This is a genomic window from Sphaerotilus uruguayifluvii (assembly GCF_013294065.1).
GTDB classification, from domain to species: domain Bacteria; phylum Pseudomonadota; class Gammaproteobacteria; order Burkholderiales; family Burkholderiaceae_C; genus Sphaerotilus; species Sphaerotilus uruguayifluvii.
The window spans coordinates 178,759-191,420 of record NZ_JABSNM010000009.1; the positions used below are offsets into that span (position 1 = coordinate 178,759).

The window sequence follows — 12,662 nt, forward strand, 5'->3', positions numbered from 1 at the left end:
CCTCAGGCGAAGACCCCGGCGGTGTCCTGCATGCGCGCGCCGACCTCGCCGAGGTGGTGCAGCGTGTCGCCCCACTGCAGCTCCATGCAGGTCAGGCGCTTGAAGGCGTGCGCGCCGACATAGTCGTCGGTCACGCCGATGCCGCCGTGCATCTGCACGCACTGCTGGCCGACGAAGCGCATCGAGCGGCCGAGCTGCACCTTGGCCTGCGCGACGGCGCGCCGGCGCACTTCGGGCGCGTCCGCCAGGCGCAGCGTGGCCAGGTAGCTCATCGAGCGCGCCAGCTCCAGCTCCATCTTGCAGTCGGCCAGCCGGTGGCGCAGCGCCTGGAAGCTGGCGATCGGCACGCCGAACTGGCGCCGCGTCTTCAGGTAGTCGGCGGTCAGCGCGACCAGGAAGTCCATCAGCCCGACCGCCTCGGCGCACAGCGCGGCGATCGCCACGTCGGCCGCGTGCTCGAGCGCGGGCAGCGCGTCGGCCCCGGCCGCGCTCAGGCGCTGCGCCGGCGTGTCCTGCCAGGTCAGCTCGGCCGCGCGCGTGCCGTCGTGCAGCAGGTGGCCGCGTGCCGTCACGCCGGGCGCGTCGCGCTCGACCAGCGCCAGCACCAGCCGGCCGTCGTCGTCGCGGGCGCTGACGACGAGGGCCTCGGCGCGGTCGCCGACCGGCACCAGGCTCTTGCGGCCGCTCAGGCGCCAGCCGCCGTCCGCGGCCGCCAGCCTCGTCTCGACCCGGTCGAGCCGGTAGCGCGCGCCGCTTTCCTGGTGCGCGAGCACGACCCGCGCGTCGCCCGCGGCGATGCGCGGCAGCCAGGCCGCCTGCAGCGCCTCGGGCGCGCCCGACAGCAGCACCGGCGCCACCAGCGCCGCCGCCGCATACGGCGCGCCGACCCGGCCGCGGCCGAGCTCCTCCATCACCACCATCGCCTCGACCGGGCCGAAGCCCAGCCCGCCGTGCGCCTCCGGCACCGCCAGCGCGGTCAGGCCCAGCCCGGCCAGCTCGGCCCAGACCGCCGCGCTGTCGCCGCCCTCGTCGCGCACGATCGCGCGGTGGCGCTCGAAGCCGTGCGCCCGCGCGGCCCAGCGCCGCACCGCCTCGCGCAGCTGCTCCTGCTCGTCGCTGAAATCGAAGTCCATCGCCGTCTCCTTGTCCTGTGCCCAGCCCTCAGCCCAGCAGCGTCTGCGCGACGATGTTGCGCTGCACCTCGTTGCTGCCGCCGTAGATGGTGGTCTTGCGGTAGTTCAGGTAGGTCGAGGTCAGCGGGATGCAGTGCGCGTGCGCGGCGCCGCCCGGCCAGACGCCGCCCAGCGCCGCATCGCCCTGCCAGCCGGCCTCCATCGCCTCGAAGAGGAAAGGCAGGCTGTAGGGGCCGCCGGCGAGCATCATCAGCTCGGTGTAGCGCTGCTGGATCTCGCTGCCGCGGATCTTCAGCAGCCCGGCCACGTCCAGCGACTTCTTCCCCCCGCGCTCGGCCGACAGCACCCGCAGCACCATCATCTCCAGCGCGACGATGTCGACCTCCAGCAGCGCGATCTGGTCGCGAAAGCGCACGTCGTCCCACAGGCCTTCGGCACGGGCGATGCGCTTGAGGCGCTCGAGCTCGCGCTTGGCGCGGTTGACGTCGGCGATGTTGGTGCGCTCGTGCGCGAGCAGGTACTTGGCGCAGGTCCAGCCCTGGTTCTCCTCGCCGACGAGCTGGTCGGCCGGCACCTCGACATCGTCGAACCAGACCTCGTTGACCTCGTGCTCGCCGTCGAGCGTGAGGATGGGCCGCACCGTCACGCCGGGCGACTTCATGTCGATCAGCAGGAAGCTGATGCCGGTCTGCGGCTTGCCCTCCAGGGAGGTGCGCACCAGGCAGAAGATCCAGTCGCCGTGCTGGGCCAGCGTGGTCCAGGTCTTCTGGCCGTTGACGATGTAGCGGTCGCCGACGCGCTCGGCGCGGGTCTTCAGGCTGGCCAGGTCCGAGCCCGAGCCCGGCTCCGAGTAGCCCTGGCTCCACCAGACCTCGCCGCTGGCGATGCCGGGCAGGAAGCGGCGCTGCTGCTCGGGCGTGCCGAAGGCCATGATGACCGGCGCCACCATCACCGGTCCGAAGGGCACGACCCGCGGCGCGCCGGCCAGCGCGCATTCCTCCTCGAACAGGTGGCGCTGCACCGCGTTCCAGCCGGGCCCGCCGAATTCCTTCGGCCAGCCCCAGCCCAGCCAGCCCTTCGCGCCCAGGATGCGTGCCCAGCGCTGCAGGTCCTCGCGCGACAGCCTCAGCGCGCCGTGCACCTTGGCGGCGAGGTCGGCGGGCAGGTTCTGTGCGACCCAGTCGCGCACCTCGGCGCGGAAGGCGATGTCCTCGTCGGTGAAGGCCAGCTGCATCGGCGTGCTCCTTGCGTCCTTGGCGAATCCGGTGCGGGCGCCTGGCGGGCCCGGCTGCGGCGCAGTGTAGGAAGCGCGTCCGCGCCGCTCTTGTCGCTGCCGGGACAGACCCGGGTTGATCCGGATCCGGGGGCCGGCGGGGGCGCTTTTCAAGTTCGCCGGCCCGAAGCCGATGCCACGGCCGGGTACCACGCGAGCCGACCATGAAAAAGACCCTGACCTTTGTCCATCCCGAACGCCGCCGGCGCACCACCGTCCATGTCGGACCCGACCTGGTGCTGGTGCTCGGCGGCCTGGCCGCGGCGGTGGCCGAGCTGGGCGTGCAGCTCGATCCGGAGCTGCCGCGGCTGGGCTGGACGGTGCTGGTGCCGGCCATCGCGCTGGCGCATGCGCGCCAGTGGCGTCACCTGCGCACCTGGCCGGTGCTGGCCTCGCTGCTGCTGGCGCTGATGTCCTCGGGCATGTCGATGCTGGTCACCGGCTGGGTGCTCGACCGCTGGGTCGCGCGCCGCTACCGCGATGCCCGCTGGAAGGTGCGCGACACCGAGGGCGAGCTCGGCGAGTACTCGTCGCGCTTCCTGGCGGTCGACGAGCTGGGCTTTCGCGAGAGCGACATGATCGGCGGCGTGGTGCGCCGGCATCTGCGCGAAGGCCTGGAGGGCGTGGTGGTCGATGCGCCGCCGCGGCCCGCCGCGCCGGGGGCGGGCGAGCGCGACCGCGAGCGGCGCGGCCAGCGCCGGCGCCGTCACGGCGGGGGCGCCGGCCTGGCCGCGACCGACGTGGAGGCCACCGCGCCTTCGCTGCCCCAGCTGCTGGCCCGACCGGTCGGACCGGCCGAGCGCGCCGCCGAGACGGACACGCCGCGCTGAACGCGGTCCCGGGCGGTGCGGCGGCCGCGCGCCTCAGTCGCGGAAGTTGTTGAAGCTCAGCGGCGCCTCGGTGACGGTCTTCTTCAGCAGCGCCATCGCGGCCTGCAGGTCGTCGCGCTTGGCGCCGCTGACGCGCACCGTGTCGCCCTGGATGCTGGCCTGGACCTTCATCTTGCTGTCCTTGATGGCCTTCTGGATCTTCTTGGCCAGATCGCTCTCGATGCCGGCCTTCACGGTCACCTTCTGCTTGAGCTTGTCGTGGCTCATCTTCTCGGGCGTGGCCGTCAGGTCGAGGAAGCGGATGTCGACGCCCCGCTTGGCCATCTTGCCCAGCACGATGTCGGTGACGTTCTTCAGCTGAAGGTCGTTGTCGGCGAAGAGCGTGATCTCCTTGTCCTTCAGCTCGACCTTGGCATCGCTGCCCTTGAAGTCGAAGCGGGTGCCGATTTCCTTGTTCGACTGGTCGACGGCGTTGCGCACCTCGACGAGATCGGGTTCGAGGACGGTGTCGAAGCTGGGCATGGCGGGTTCTCTTTCTGGACGACGGGCGTCGAAGGGGTTCGGAAACAGGGGAAAATTCTGCCATGCGCATCGAAACCGCCGTCAACCTGCGGGCCTGGAACACCTTCGGCCTGCCCGCCATCGCCCAGACGCTGATCCACATCGACGAGGAGGCCGACGTGCGCCGCGTGGTCGACCATCCCGTCCACGGCCGGGCGCCGAAGTTCGTGCTGGGCGGCGGCAGCAACATCGTGCTGGCGCGCGATGTCTCCGCGGTGGTGCTGAAGGTGGCCATCGGCGGCATCCGGCTGCTGGAGACCCGCGACGACGCCTTCATCGTCGAGGCGGGTGCGGGCGTGCCCTGGCATGAACTGGTTGCCTGGACCATCGACCAGGGCCTGCCGGGGCTGGAGAACCTGGCGCTGATTCCCGGCACGGTGGGGGCGGCGCCAGTGCAGAACATCGGCGCCTACGGGCTGGAGCTGCAGGACCGCTTCGAGTCGCTCGACGGCGTCGACCTGGTCACCGGCCGGGGCTTCACGCTCGACGGGCGGCTGTGCCGCTTCGGCTACCGCGACAGCGTCTTCAAGCACGAGCTGGCGGGGAAAAGCGTCATCACCCGGGTGCGCCTGCGCCTGCCGCGGCCGTGGCGCCCCGAGCTGGGCTATCTCGACCTGCAGCGCCGCATCGAGGAGACCGGCGTCACCGCGCCCGACGCGCGCCAGATCTTCGACTGGGTCTGCCAGATCCGCCGCGCCAAGCTGCCCGACCCGGCGGTGATCGGCAACGCCGGCAGCTTCTTCAAGAACCCGGTGGTCACGCCCGAGCAGTGCCGCGACATCATCGCGCGCGATCCGCATGTGGTGCACTACCCGATGGACGACGGCAGCTTCAAGCTCGCCGCCGGCTGGCTGATCGACGCCTGCGGCTGGAAGGGCAAGACGGTGGGCGGCGCGGGCGTCTACGAGAAGCAGGCGCTGGTGCTGGTCAACCGCGGCGACGCCCGCGGCGCCGAGGTGATCACGCTGGCGCGCGCGATCCAGGAAAGCGTCTACGGCCGCTTCGGCATCCGCCTGGAGCCCGAGCCGGTGGTGGTGGGCTGAACGCCGGGCGGGCGCGTCAGCGCTGCCAGCGGCCGCTGCGGATGTCGTCGTGCGTCAGCCGCTCCACCTCGACCGGCCCGACGCTGCCGGCCACGCCCAGCCGCACCGCAGCGCTCAGGGACAGGTCGATGATGCGGCCCGGGTGGAAGGGGCCGCGGTCGTTGACCCGCACGATCACCTCGCGGCCGTTGATCGGGTTGCGCACCCGCGCGTAGCTGGGCAGCGGCATCGTCGGGTGCGCGGCGGTCATCGCGTACATGTCGTAGATCTCGCCGCTGGCGGTGGGCGCGCCGTGGAACTTGGTGCCGTACCAGGAGGCCAGGCCGCTTTCGCGCAGCGGCTCGTCGGCGGTCATCGGGACATATTGCTGGCCCATCACCTCGTAGGGCTTGTTCGGCCCGCCGCGGCGGATCGGCTCGACCCGGGGCTGTGCGTCGGGCACCTGGTTCAGGTCGAAGGGCCAGCTCGCCGGCGCGCCGTCGCGCTGGCCCGGATCGACCCGGCGCGGGCGCTGTCCGCCCTTCGGGGCCGTCGAGCAGCCCGCCACCAGCAGCGCGGCCGCGATCGCGGCGATCAGGAAGGCCGCCGTCCGGGGACGCGGCAGGGTCGGAACGTCGGGGCGGGCAGGGACGGTCGGCATCGGATCCTCGGGGCCGGGCAGGGGTGGACGGCGAGCCCGATTGGTAGCACTGCGCCGTCCGCGGCATCGACCGGAAAAGCGGGGGGATCGGGCCCGCTGGCGCATCGCGGCCGCCCCCGCCTGCAGCGGCTTCCCCGGCCGACCCCTGATCCAGGGGATTCCCGTCGCGCGGGCGGTCCTCGCAGACCCGGGTCGATCTTTCCGGACGTGTCTAGTTCACGATGAAAATGGGGCCGTGAAGTAGCGCCGCGGCATATGCACAGCCATTATCGCGGGATTGTCCCGCGTTCGGGGGGTCAAGTCCGAATTGGCCATCTTTTCCATTCCGGGTCCGGCTAATCTGTCGACGTGGACAGGACGACAGCCCCCTCGGATGCCGGTCCGCACCGGCGGCTCCCTGGATCCGGGAGTGACAGTCCGGTCCATCACATCTCTTCATACCGGGAGTTTCCTATCATGCGCAAGACCCTGATCGCCCTGGCCGCCTCGCTGCTGGCTGCCACCGCCGCCCACGCCGCCACCAACCTGGTCGCCAACGGCACCTTCGACAACCCCGACCTGGCCACCGGCTCCTTCGAGCAGGTCAGCGTGCTGAACTTCAACGACCTGCAGTGGGGCCACTACTCCGGCGGCACCGGCGTGACCAAGCTGGTCGACGTCGGCGGCGAGCAGTTCGCCCAGATCGCCACCGGCGACATCATGTACGCCGGCTTCACCGCCGCCACTTCGGGCACCTACAACATCAGCTTCGACTACAACGGCAGCGGCCTCTGGGGCCTGTCCAGCGCCAGCTGGGCGCAGTCGGTCATCGGCTACTCGTTCGTGACCCCGCAGGCCGGCTGGACCACCCAGACCGCGACCGCCTCGCTGGTCGCCGGCGAGTCGTACAAGATCTACTTCGGCGGCATGGTCACCCCGCCGGCCTTCTACCCGACGCTGAACATCGACAACGTGTCGGTCGCCGCCGCGGTGCCGGAACCCGAGACCTACGCGATGATGCTGGCCGGCCTGGGCGCGATCGGCCTGATGAGCCGCCGCCGCATGCACAAGCAGGGCTGATCCTCGGCGCATCCCGGGCGGCCGATCCGGCCGCCCTCCCGAACCCCTCCGGACCCCCGTCCGGGGGGGTTTGCTTTTCACGGCATCTGTCGATGAAGAGCCGGAAACTGGTCGGAGATATTTTTCGGAAAATATTCCATAAAAACTCATCCCGCAAATGCGGTGCGCCGTCAGTGAATATCCAGGCCCCTTGTTCAAGGGTCGCTGCCGATTCGAGGGGGAGAAATGGCGATCCTGCCGGGCTAATCTTCGTCTGCGGTCCGGGACAGGGCCCTAGACTGCAACAGGTTCCTCCTCGGCGATCGATCGGGGTTTCCTTCGTCCATCAATCCACCCTTGACGGGAGTATTTCTCATGCGCAAGTCCATTCTTTCCGCTGCCGTTGCCATGCTGATGGCAGGCGCCGCCGTCGGCGCCCAGGCCCAGTCGCTGGTCAGCAACGGCGACTTCGAGCTGTCGAACGTGGCCACCGGCGCCGCCGAGACCTTCGCCAACATCTCGGCCACCCAGGGCTGGGGCAATCTGCAGTGGGGCTCGTACTCCAACAGCTCGGCGATCGTCGACACCGCCGGCAACCAGGCGGCCCGCGTCTCGCTGGGTGACGTGATCTGGACGGCCTTCCAGGCCCCGACGGCCGGCGCCTACACGCTGAGCTTCGACACCGTCGGCGACGGCTTCTACGCGGTCTACGACGCGAGCACCAGCTCGATGGTGAGCGGCAGCTTCCTGCAGAACAGCTCGCTGGCCAGCGTGTCCACCAGCGTCTCGCTGAACAGCACCGACATCTACCGCATCTACTTCGGCGCCATGGTGCTGCCGCCGTCGTTCAACAGCACGCTGACCATCGACAACGTCGCGGTCACCGCCGCGGTGCCGGAACCCGAGACCTACGCGATGATGCTCGCCGGCCTGGGCGCGATCGGCCTGATGAGCCGCCGCCGCCTGAATGGCAACGGCAAGCGCGCCGCCTGATCCACGGCCGCTCCTGCGCACGCGGTCCGCGTGCGTCTTTCCCTGGTATGAATTGACAGGCGCCTGCGCAGGGCGCCTTTTTTCATTCCAGGTCGACCCAGACGGGTGCGTGGTCGCTGGGCCGCTCGTTGCGGCGCGGGCCGCGGTCGATGGCGCAGGCGGTGGCGCGCCCGGCCAGCGGCGCGCTCAGCAGGATGTGGTCGATGCGCAGGCCCTGGTTGCGGCGGAAGGCGAGGTTGCGGTAGTCCCACCAGCTCCAGCTGCGCTCGGGCTGCTCGAAGCGCCGGAAGGCGTCGTCCAGGCCCAGGCCGACCAGCGCGCGGAAGGCGGCGCGCTCCTCGTCGGTGCAGTGGATCTGGCCGGCCCAGGCGACCGGGTCGTGCACGTCGCGGTCCTCCGGCGCGATGTTGAAGTCCCCCATCAGCGCCAGCGCCGGGTGCGCGGCCAGCTCCTGCGCCAGCCAGCGCTGCAGCGCCGCGAGCCAGTCCAGCTTGTAGGCGAACTTCTCCGAGTCCGGCGCCTGGCCGTTGGGGAAGTAGGCGCCGACGATGCGGGTGCCGGCCACCGTCGCGGCAATGACGCGCGCCTGCGGGTCGTCGAAGCCGGGAATGTTGCGCACCACGTCGCCGATCTCCAGCGGCTCGCGCGCCAGCAGCGCCACGCCGTTGTAGGTCTTCTGGCCGAACCAGGCGCAGGCATAGCCGGCGGCGCGCAGTGCGTCGGCCGGAAACCTGTCGTCGGTCAGCTTGGTTTCCTGCAGCACGACGACGTCGGGCGTGGTCGCGGCGAGCCAGTCGAGCAGCTGGGGCAGCCGCACCGACAGCGAATTGACATTCCAGGTGGCGAGTCTCATGCCGGCATGATGCCGCAGCCGGTGTGGCCTGGCCGCGGCTTTGTCAGATACTTCACGCCAGGCTGACGAGGAGACACGAGGACATGGCGGTGCTGATCGCGGGCTTGCTGCTGTTCCTGGGCATGCATTCGACCCGGGTGCTGGCCGAGGGCTGGCGCGCCGACCGGATCGACCGGCACGGTGTGCTGGCCTGGCGGGTGGCGCATTCGCTGCTGTCGCTGCTCGGGCTCGGGCTGCTGGCCTGGGGCTACACGCTGGCGCGGCTCGATCCGCTGCCGCTGTGGCGGCCGCCGGCGGCCATGCGCCACATCACCGCGCTGCTGATGCTGCCGGCCTTCGTGCTGCTGGCCTCGACCTGGGTGCCGGGATCGCGGCTGAAGGCGGCGGTGCGCCATCCGATGCTTCTCGGCGTCAAGACCTGGGCGCTGGCGCACCTGCTGGCCAACGGCACGCTGGCGGACCTGATGCTGTTCGGCGGTTTCCTGGCCTGGGCGGTGGCCGCCTTCCGCGCGGCGCGTCGGCGCGACCGCGCGCTGGGCGATCCGCCGCTGCCGCTGCATTCGGGGCGCGACGTGATCACCTCGCTGGCGGGCATCTTCGCGTGGATCGTCTTCGCGCTGTGGCTGCACGGGCCGCTGATCGGCGTGCGCCCCTTCGGCTGAGCCGGCTCAGCCGCGCTGGCGCCGCCAGGTGACGAAGTCGAAGGCCGGGCCGCCCGGCTGCGGCGCGCCGGCCTGGCGCGCCACCTCGACGAAGCCGGCGTCGCGCCATTCCGGAAAGAAGGTGTCGCCGTCGAGCTCGGCGTCGATCTCGGTGAGCACCAGCTCGTCGGCCTGCGCCAGCGCCTGCGCGTAGAGCTGGCCGCCGCCGATGACGAAGACCTTCGGCGTCTCGGCCAGCATCGCCAGCGCCTCGTCCAGGCCGTGCGCGACCTCGGCGCCGGCGTCGCTCCAGCCGCTCTGGCGCGTCACGACGACATTGCGCCGGCCGGGCAGCGGCCGGAAGCGCGCCGGCAGCGATTCCCAGGTGCGCCGGCCCATGACGACCGGGCAGCCCATCGTGGCGGTGCGGAAGTGGCGCGCGTCGGCCGGATCGTGCCAGACCAGCTCGTTGCCGCGGCCGATGACGCGGTTGCGCGTGACCGCGGCGATCAGCGCGACGATCGGACGGGCCGGGCCGCTCATACCGCCACCGGCGCCTTGATCGCCGGGTGGTGGCGGTAGTCGACGATCTCGAAGTCGGCCAGTTCGTAGTCGAGGATCGACGCCGGGCGGCGCGCCAGCCTGAGCGTGGGGAATGACATCGGCTCGCGCGAGAGCTGCTCGGCCACCTGCGCGACGTGGTTGCTGTAGATGTGGCAGTCGCCGCCGGTCCAGATGAAGTCGCCCACCTCCAGGTCGCACTGCTGCGCCACCATGTGCGTCAGCAGCGCGTAGCTGGCGATGTTGAAGGGCACGCCCAGGAACAGGTCGGCCGAGCGCTGGTAGAGCTGGCAGCTCAGGCGGCCCTCGGCGACGTAGAACTGGAACAGCGCGTGGCAGGGCATCAGCGCCATGCGGTCGAGATCGGCGACGTTCCAGGCGCTGACCAGGATGCGGCGCGAGTCCGGATTGCTGCGCAGCTGCTCGACGACCTGGGCGATCTGGTCGATGTGGCGGCCGTCCGGCGTCGGCCACGAGCGCCACTGCACGCCGTAGACGGGGCCGAGGTCGCCGCTGTCGTCGGCCCATTCGTCCCAGATGGTGCAGCCGCGTTCCTGCAGCCACTTGACGTTCGAGTCGCCGCGCAGGAACCACAGCAGCTCCAGCGCCACCGAGCGGAAATGCACCTTCTTCGTCGTGATCAGCGGGAAGCCCTCGCGCAGGTCGAAGCGCATCTGGTGGCCGAAGACGCTCAGGGTGCCGGTGCCGGTGCGGTCGGACTTGGGCGTGCCGTGCTGCTGCACATGGCGCAGGAAGTCCTCGTACGGAGTGCGGACAGGGCGGGAATCGGTGGGCGGGCTCATCGGCGGCAGGGGCAGGACAGCGGACAGGGAAAGGCCCGCGATTCTGTCATGCGCCGGCCCGGTCGGCCGGCCCGCGCTCCGGCCGCCTTCAGTCCTGGAAGCTCAGGCGCCGGATCCAGGCCTGCAGCAGGTCGCGCGCCGCCGGCTGCAGGTTGACCCATTTGCCGCCGACGCGGAAGTCGTGGTTGTTCAGCACCACATAGGCCATGTGGACCTGCACCGGCACGCCCATCACCCGAGCCAGGTTGTCCGGGTCAGGCACGCCCATCACCACGTTCATGACCGTGTTGCCTTGAACGGGCACATCGCTGAGCATGCCCACGCCGCTCTGCGAGATGTCCTGCACCCGCACCTCGATCACCTGCCCGTCGGGCAGGGTCATCCGGGCGCGCCAGTTGACCTGGTAGCGCGGCTCCTTGCGGTCGTCGATCGATCCTCGCTGGGTGGGTGTCGTCATGTGGTGGCGCTGGATTGGAATTGCATGGCCGCCAGCCGGGCATAGAGTCCTCCGCGCAGGACCAGTTCGGCGTGGCTTCCCTGTTCGACAATCATGCCATTGTCCAGCACGACGATCCGGTCGGCGCGCTGGACGGTCGCGAGCCGGTGCGCGATGACCAGCGTCGTGCGGTTCTTCATGGCGGCTTCCAGCGCGGTCTGCACCAGACGCTCGCTTTCGGCGTCGAGCGCGCTGGTGGCCTCGTCGAGCAGCAGCAGCGGCGCGTCGGCCAGGATGGCGCGCGCGATGCTGATGCGCTGGCGCTGGCCGCCCGACAGCCGCACGCCGCGCTCGCCGAGGAAGGTGCGGTAGCCCTCCGGGAGCGCGCGGATGAAGCCGTCGGCCTGCGCGGCGCGCGCGGCGGCGAAGACCGCCTCGTCGCTGGCGTCGGGGCGGCCGTAGCGGATGTTCTCCATCGCGTCGGCCGAGAAGATCGTGCTGTCCTGCGGCACCAGGCCGATGCGCGCGCGCAGCTCGGCCAGCGCCAGGTCGCGCACGTCGACGCCGTCGATCTCGACCGCGCCGGACTCGACGTCGTGGAAGCGCAGCAGCAGCTGCAGCAGCGTGCTCTTGCCCGCGCCGCTCGGCCCCACCAGCGCGACCGTCTCGCCGGGGCGCAGCTCGAGGTCGATGCCGGCCAGCGCCGCGTGGCCCGGGCGCGAGGGATAGCGGAAGACGACCTGGCGCAGCCGCACCGCCGCGCCGCCGGCCGCGGGCGGCAGCCGCCGCGGCGCCGGCGGGTCCTGCACCGCCGAGCGTTCGGCCAGCAGCTCCATCAGCCGCTCGGTGGCGCCGGCGGCGCGCAGCAGCTCGCCCCAGACCTCCGACAGCACCGCGACGCTGCCCACCAGGATGGCGACATAGACCACGGTGCTGCCGAGGTGGCCGGCCGAGATCTCGCCGCGCATCACCGCGCCGGTGCCCTGCTGCAGGCCCCACAGCACCGCGGCGAAGGTCGCGGTGATGGTGAAGCCCATCAGCACCGCGCGCATGCGCGAGCGCCGGCAGGCGGTCCGGAAGGCCTCCTCGGCGGCGTCGCGGTAGCGGCGCGCCTCGCGCTCCTCCTGGCCATGGGCCTGCACGACCGGAATCGCCGCGAGCACCTCGGCGGCGATCGCGCTGGTGTCGGCGACGCGGTCCTGGCTGGCACGACCGAGCCGGCGCACCCGCCGCCCGGCCAGCAGCACCGGCAGCAGCACCAGCGCCAGCACCGCGAACACCGGCAGCATGATGCGCGGGTTCGTCGCGATCAGCATCACCAGCGCGCCCAGCCCGGTGACCGCGTTGCGCAGCCCCAGCGACAGGCTCGAGCCCACCACCGTCTGCACCAGCGTGGTGTCGGTGGTCAGCCGCGAGAGCACCTCGCCGCCGCGGGTGGTCTCGAAGAAGGCCGGGCTCTGGCGGATCACATGCGCGTAGACCGCCTCGCGCAGGTCGGCGGTGACGCGCTCGCCGATCCAGCTGACCATGTGGAAGCGCGCCGCCGAGAACACGCCCAGCGCGGCGCCGACGGCGAACAGCGCCAGGAAATGTCCGCGCAGCGCCATGATGCGCTGGCCCGGATCGGCCGCGAGCAGGCCGCGGTCGACCAGCGCGCCCAGCGCCACCGGCAGCAGCAGCGTGCTGAGCGCGGCCAGAACGAGAAAGAGCCCGGCCAGCGCGATCTGCCGCCGGTAGGGCGCGAAGAAGGGACGCAGACCGGCCAGCGGCCGGGTCGAGCGGGCGGGACGGCTGGCCGGGGGGGCGGCAGGCGGTTCAGGGGCGGTCGGGCTCATCGGGGCGGAAGAAGGGCGCCGG

Annotated in this window: 14 protein-coding genes; 5 read left to right on the forward strand and 9 right to left on the reverse strand. The window is 71.4% G+C overall.

The features are described 5' to 3' along the window. Positions 1-2: 2 nt before the first annotated feature. Together HNQ01_RS12060 and HNQ01_RS12065 are read right to left on the reverse strand one after the other, a co-directional pair. Positions 3-1,133 carry an acyl-CoA dehydrogenase family protein gene (locus HNQ01_RS12060; RefSeq protein ID WP_173805678.1) on the reverse strand — a complete coding sequence of 377 codons (1,131 nt, stop codon included), beginning with the start codon at positions 1,131-1,133 and terminating at the stop codon, positions 3-5. Between the two features lie 28 nt (positions 1,134-1,161). After that, positions 1,162-2,367, reverse strand: a complete 1,206-nt coding sequence (locus HNQ01_RS12065; protein ID WP_173805679.1) for an acyl-CoA dehydrogenase family protein — start codon at positions 2,365-2,367, stop codon at positions 1,162-1,164. 203 nt (positions 2,368-2,570) lie between these two features. On the opposite strand from HNQ01_RS12065, the gene HNQ01_RS12070 reads away from it, so the two are divergent. After that, positions 2,571-3,236 (forward strand): hypothetical protein, encoded by a 666-nt coding sequence (locus HNQ01_RS12070; RefSeq protein WP_173805680.1) that lies wholly within the window; start codon positions 2,571-2,573, stop codon positions 3,234-3,236. 33 nt (positions 3,237-3,269) lie between these two features. Here the strand turns inward: HNQ01_RS12070 and HNQ01_RS12075 are convergent, their stop codons facing one another. Then, positions 3,270-3,758, reverse strand: a complete 489-nt coding sequence (locus HNQ01_RS12075; protein WP_173805681.1) for a YajQ family cyclic di-GMP-binding protein — start codon at positions 3,756-3,758, stop codon at positions 3,270-3,272. Between the two features lie 62 nt (positions 3,759-3,820). Between HNQ01_RS12075 and murB the strand changes: the two genes are divergently transcribed. Further along, positions 3,821-4,840 (forward strand): UDP-N-acetylmuramate dehydrogenase, encoded by a 1,020-nt coding sequence (gene murB / locus HNQ01_RS12080; RefSeq protein WP_173805682.1) that lies wholly within the window; start codon positions 3,821-3,823, stop codon positions 4,838-4,840. 16 nt (positions 4,841-4,856) lie between these two features. Here the strand turns inward: murB and HNQ01_RS12085 are convergent, their stop codons facing one another. After that, the gene (locus tag HNQ01_RS12085) at positions 4,857-5,480 is read right to left on the reverse strand and encodes a septal ring lytic transglycosylase RlpA family protein (RefSeq protein ID WP_173805683.1); all 624 of its coding nucleotides are present in this window, start codon (positions 5,478-5,480) and stop codon (positions 4,857-4,859) included. A gap of 456 nt (positions 5,481-5,936) precedes the next feature. On the opposite strand from HNQ01_RS12085, the gene HNQ01_RS22430 reads away from it, so the two are divergent. Together HNQ01_RS22430 and HNQ01_RS22435 are read left to right on the forward strand one after the other, a co-directional pair. Further along, a complete protein-coding gene (locus HNQ01_RS22430; protein ID WP_286180731.1) occupies positions 5,937-6,539 on the forward strand; it encodes a PEPxxWA-CTERM sorting domain-containing protein in 603 nt (200 codons plus the stop codon). 387 nt (positions 6,540-6,926) lie between these two features. Next, positions 6,927-7,511 (forward strand): PEPxxWA-CTERM sorting domain-containing protein, encoded by a 585-nt coding sequence (locus HNQ01_RS22435; protein WP_286180732.1) that lies wholly within the window; start codon positions 6,927-6,929, stop codon positions 7,509-7,511. Between the two features lie 82 nt (positions 7,512-7,593). Here the strand turns inward: HNQ01_RS22435 and xth are convergent, their stop codons facing one another. Then, positions 7,594-8,364: an exodeoxyribonuclease III gene (gene xth / locus HNQ01_RS12100; protein WP_173805685.1), complete on the reverse strand. Its 771-nt coding sequence runs from the start codon at positions 8,362-8,364 to the stop codon at positions 7,594-7,596. Between the two features lie 83 nt (positions 8,365-8,447). On the opposite strand from xth, the gene HNQ01_RS12105 reads away from it, so the two are divergent. After that, positions 8,448-9,026 carry an NnrU family protein gene (locus tag HNQ01_RS12105; protein WP_173805686.1) on the forward strand — a complete coding sequence of 193 codons (579 nt, stop codon included), beginning with the start codon at positions 8,448-8,450 and terminating at the stop codon, positions 9,024-9,026. A 6-nt stretch (positions 9,027-9,032) separates the two neighbouring features. Here HNQ01_RS12105 and HNQ01_RS12110 read toward each other — a convergent pair whose 3' ends face one another. The 4 genes from HNQ01_RS12110 to HNQ01_RS12125 form a co-directional block, all read right to left on the reverse strand. Next, on the reverse strand, positions 9,033-9,548 hold the full coding sequence (locus HNQ01_RS12110) for a dihydrofolate reductase (RefSeq protein WP_173805687.1): 516 nt from the start codon (positions 9,546-9,548) through the stop codon (positions 9,033-9,035). Next, the gene (locus HNQ01_RS12115; protein WP_173805688.1) at positions 9,545-10,369 is read right to left on the reverse strand and encodes a thymidylate synthase; all 825 of its coding nucleotides are present in this window, start codon (positions 10,367-10,369) and stop codon (positions 9,545-9,547) included. The genes HNQ01_RS12110 and HNQ01_RS12115 overlap by 4 nt, the downstream gene beginning before the upstream one ends. 88 nt (positions 10,370-10,457) lie before the next feature. Next, positions 10,458-10,826 carry a PilZ domain-containing protein gene (locus HNQ01_RS12120; RefSeq protein ID WP_173805689.1) on the reverse strand — a complete coding sequence of 123 codons (369 nt, stop codon included), beginning with the start codon at positions 10,824-10,826 and terminating at the stop codon, positions 10,458-10,460. After that, positions 10,823-12,640, reverse strand: a complete 1,818-nt coding sequence (locus HNQ01_RS12125; protein ID WP_173805690.1) for an ABC transporter transmembrane domain-containing protein — start codon at positions 12,638-12,640, stop codon at positions 10,823-10,825. Before HNQ01_RS12125 ends, HNQ01_RS12120 begins: the two co-directional genes overlap by 4 nt. Positions 12,641-12,662 lie beyond the last annotated feature (22 nt).

Excerpts from the sequence above, each read along its gene's own strand:
- HNQ01_RS12105 (WP_173805686.1), top strand. The coding sequence starts at position 8,448 with ATGGCGGTGCTGATCGCGGGCTTGCTGCTGTTCCTGGGCATGCATTCG.
- HNQ01_RS12075 (WP_173805681.1), bottom strand. The coding sequence starts at position 3,758 with ATGCCCAGCTTCGACACCGTCCTCGAACCCGATCTCGTCGAGGTGCGC.
- HNQ01_RS22435 (WP_286180732.1), top strand. The coding sequence starts at position 6,927 with ATGCTGATGGCAGGCGCCGCCGTCGGCGCCCAGGCCCAGTCGCTGGTC.
- HNQ01_RS12070 (WP_173805680.1), top strand. The coding sequence starts at position 2,571 with ATGAAAAAGACCCTGACCTTTGTCCATCCCGAACGCCGCCGGCGCACC.
- HNQ01_RS12110 (WP_173805687.1), bottom strand. The coding sequence starts at position 9,548 with ATGAGCGGCCCGGCCCGTCCGATCGTCGCGCTGATCGCCGCGGTCACG.
- HNQ01_RS22430 (WP_286180731.1), top strand. The coding sequence starts at position 5,937 with ATGCGCAAGACCCTGATCGCCCTGGCCGCCTCGCTGCTGGCTGCCACC.
- HNQ01_RS12115 (WP_173805688.1), bottom strand. The coding sequence starts at position 10,369 with ATGAGCCCGCCCACCGATTCCCGCCCTGTCCGCACTCCGTACGAGGAC.
- HNQ01_RS12120 (WP_173805689.1), bottom strand. The coding sequence starts at position 10,826 with ATGACGACACCCACCCAGCGAGGATCGATCGACGACCGCAAGGAGCCG.
- HNQ01_RS12085 (WP_173805683.1), bottom strand. The coding sequence starts at position 5,480 with ATGCCGACCGTCCCTGCCCGCCCCGACGTTCCGACCCTGCCGCGTCCC.
- HNQ01_RS12065 (WP_173805679.1), bottom strand. The coding sequence starts at position 2,367 with ATGCAGCTGGCCTTCACCGACGAGGACATCGCCTTCCGCGCCGAGGTG.
- xth (WP_173805685.1), bottom strand. The coding sequence starts at position 8,364 with ATGAGACTCGCCACCTGGAATGTCAATTCGCTGTCGGTGCGGCTGCCC.
- HNQ01_RS12060 (WP_173805678.1), bottom strand. The coding sequence starts at position 1,133 with ATGGACTTCGATTTCAGCGACGAGCAGGAGCAGCTGCGCGAGGCGGTG.
- HNQ01_RS12125 (WP_173805690.1), bottom strand. The coding sequence starts at position 12,640 with ATGAGCCCGACCGCCCCTGAACCGCCTGCCGCCCCCCCGGCCAGCCGT.
- murB (WP_173805682.1), top strand. The coding sequence starts at position 3,821 with ATGCGCATCGAAACCGCCGTCAACCTGCGGGCCTGGAACACCTTCGGC.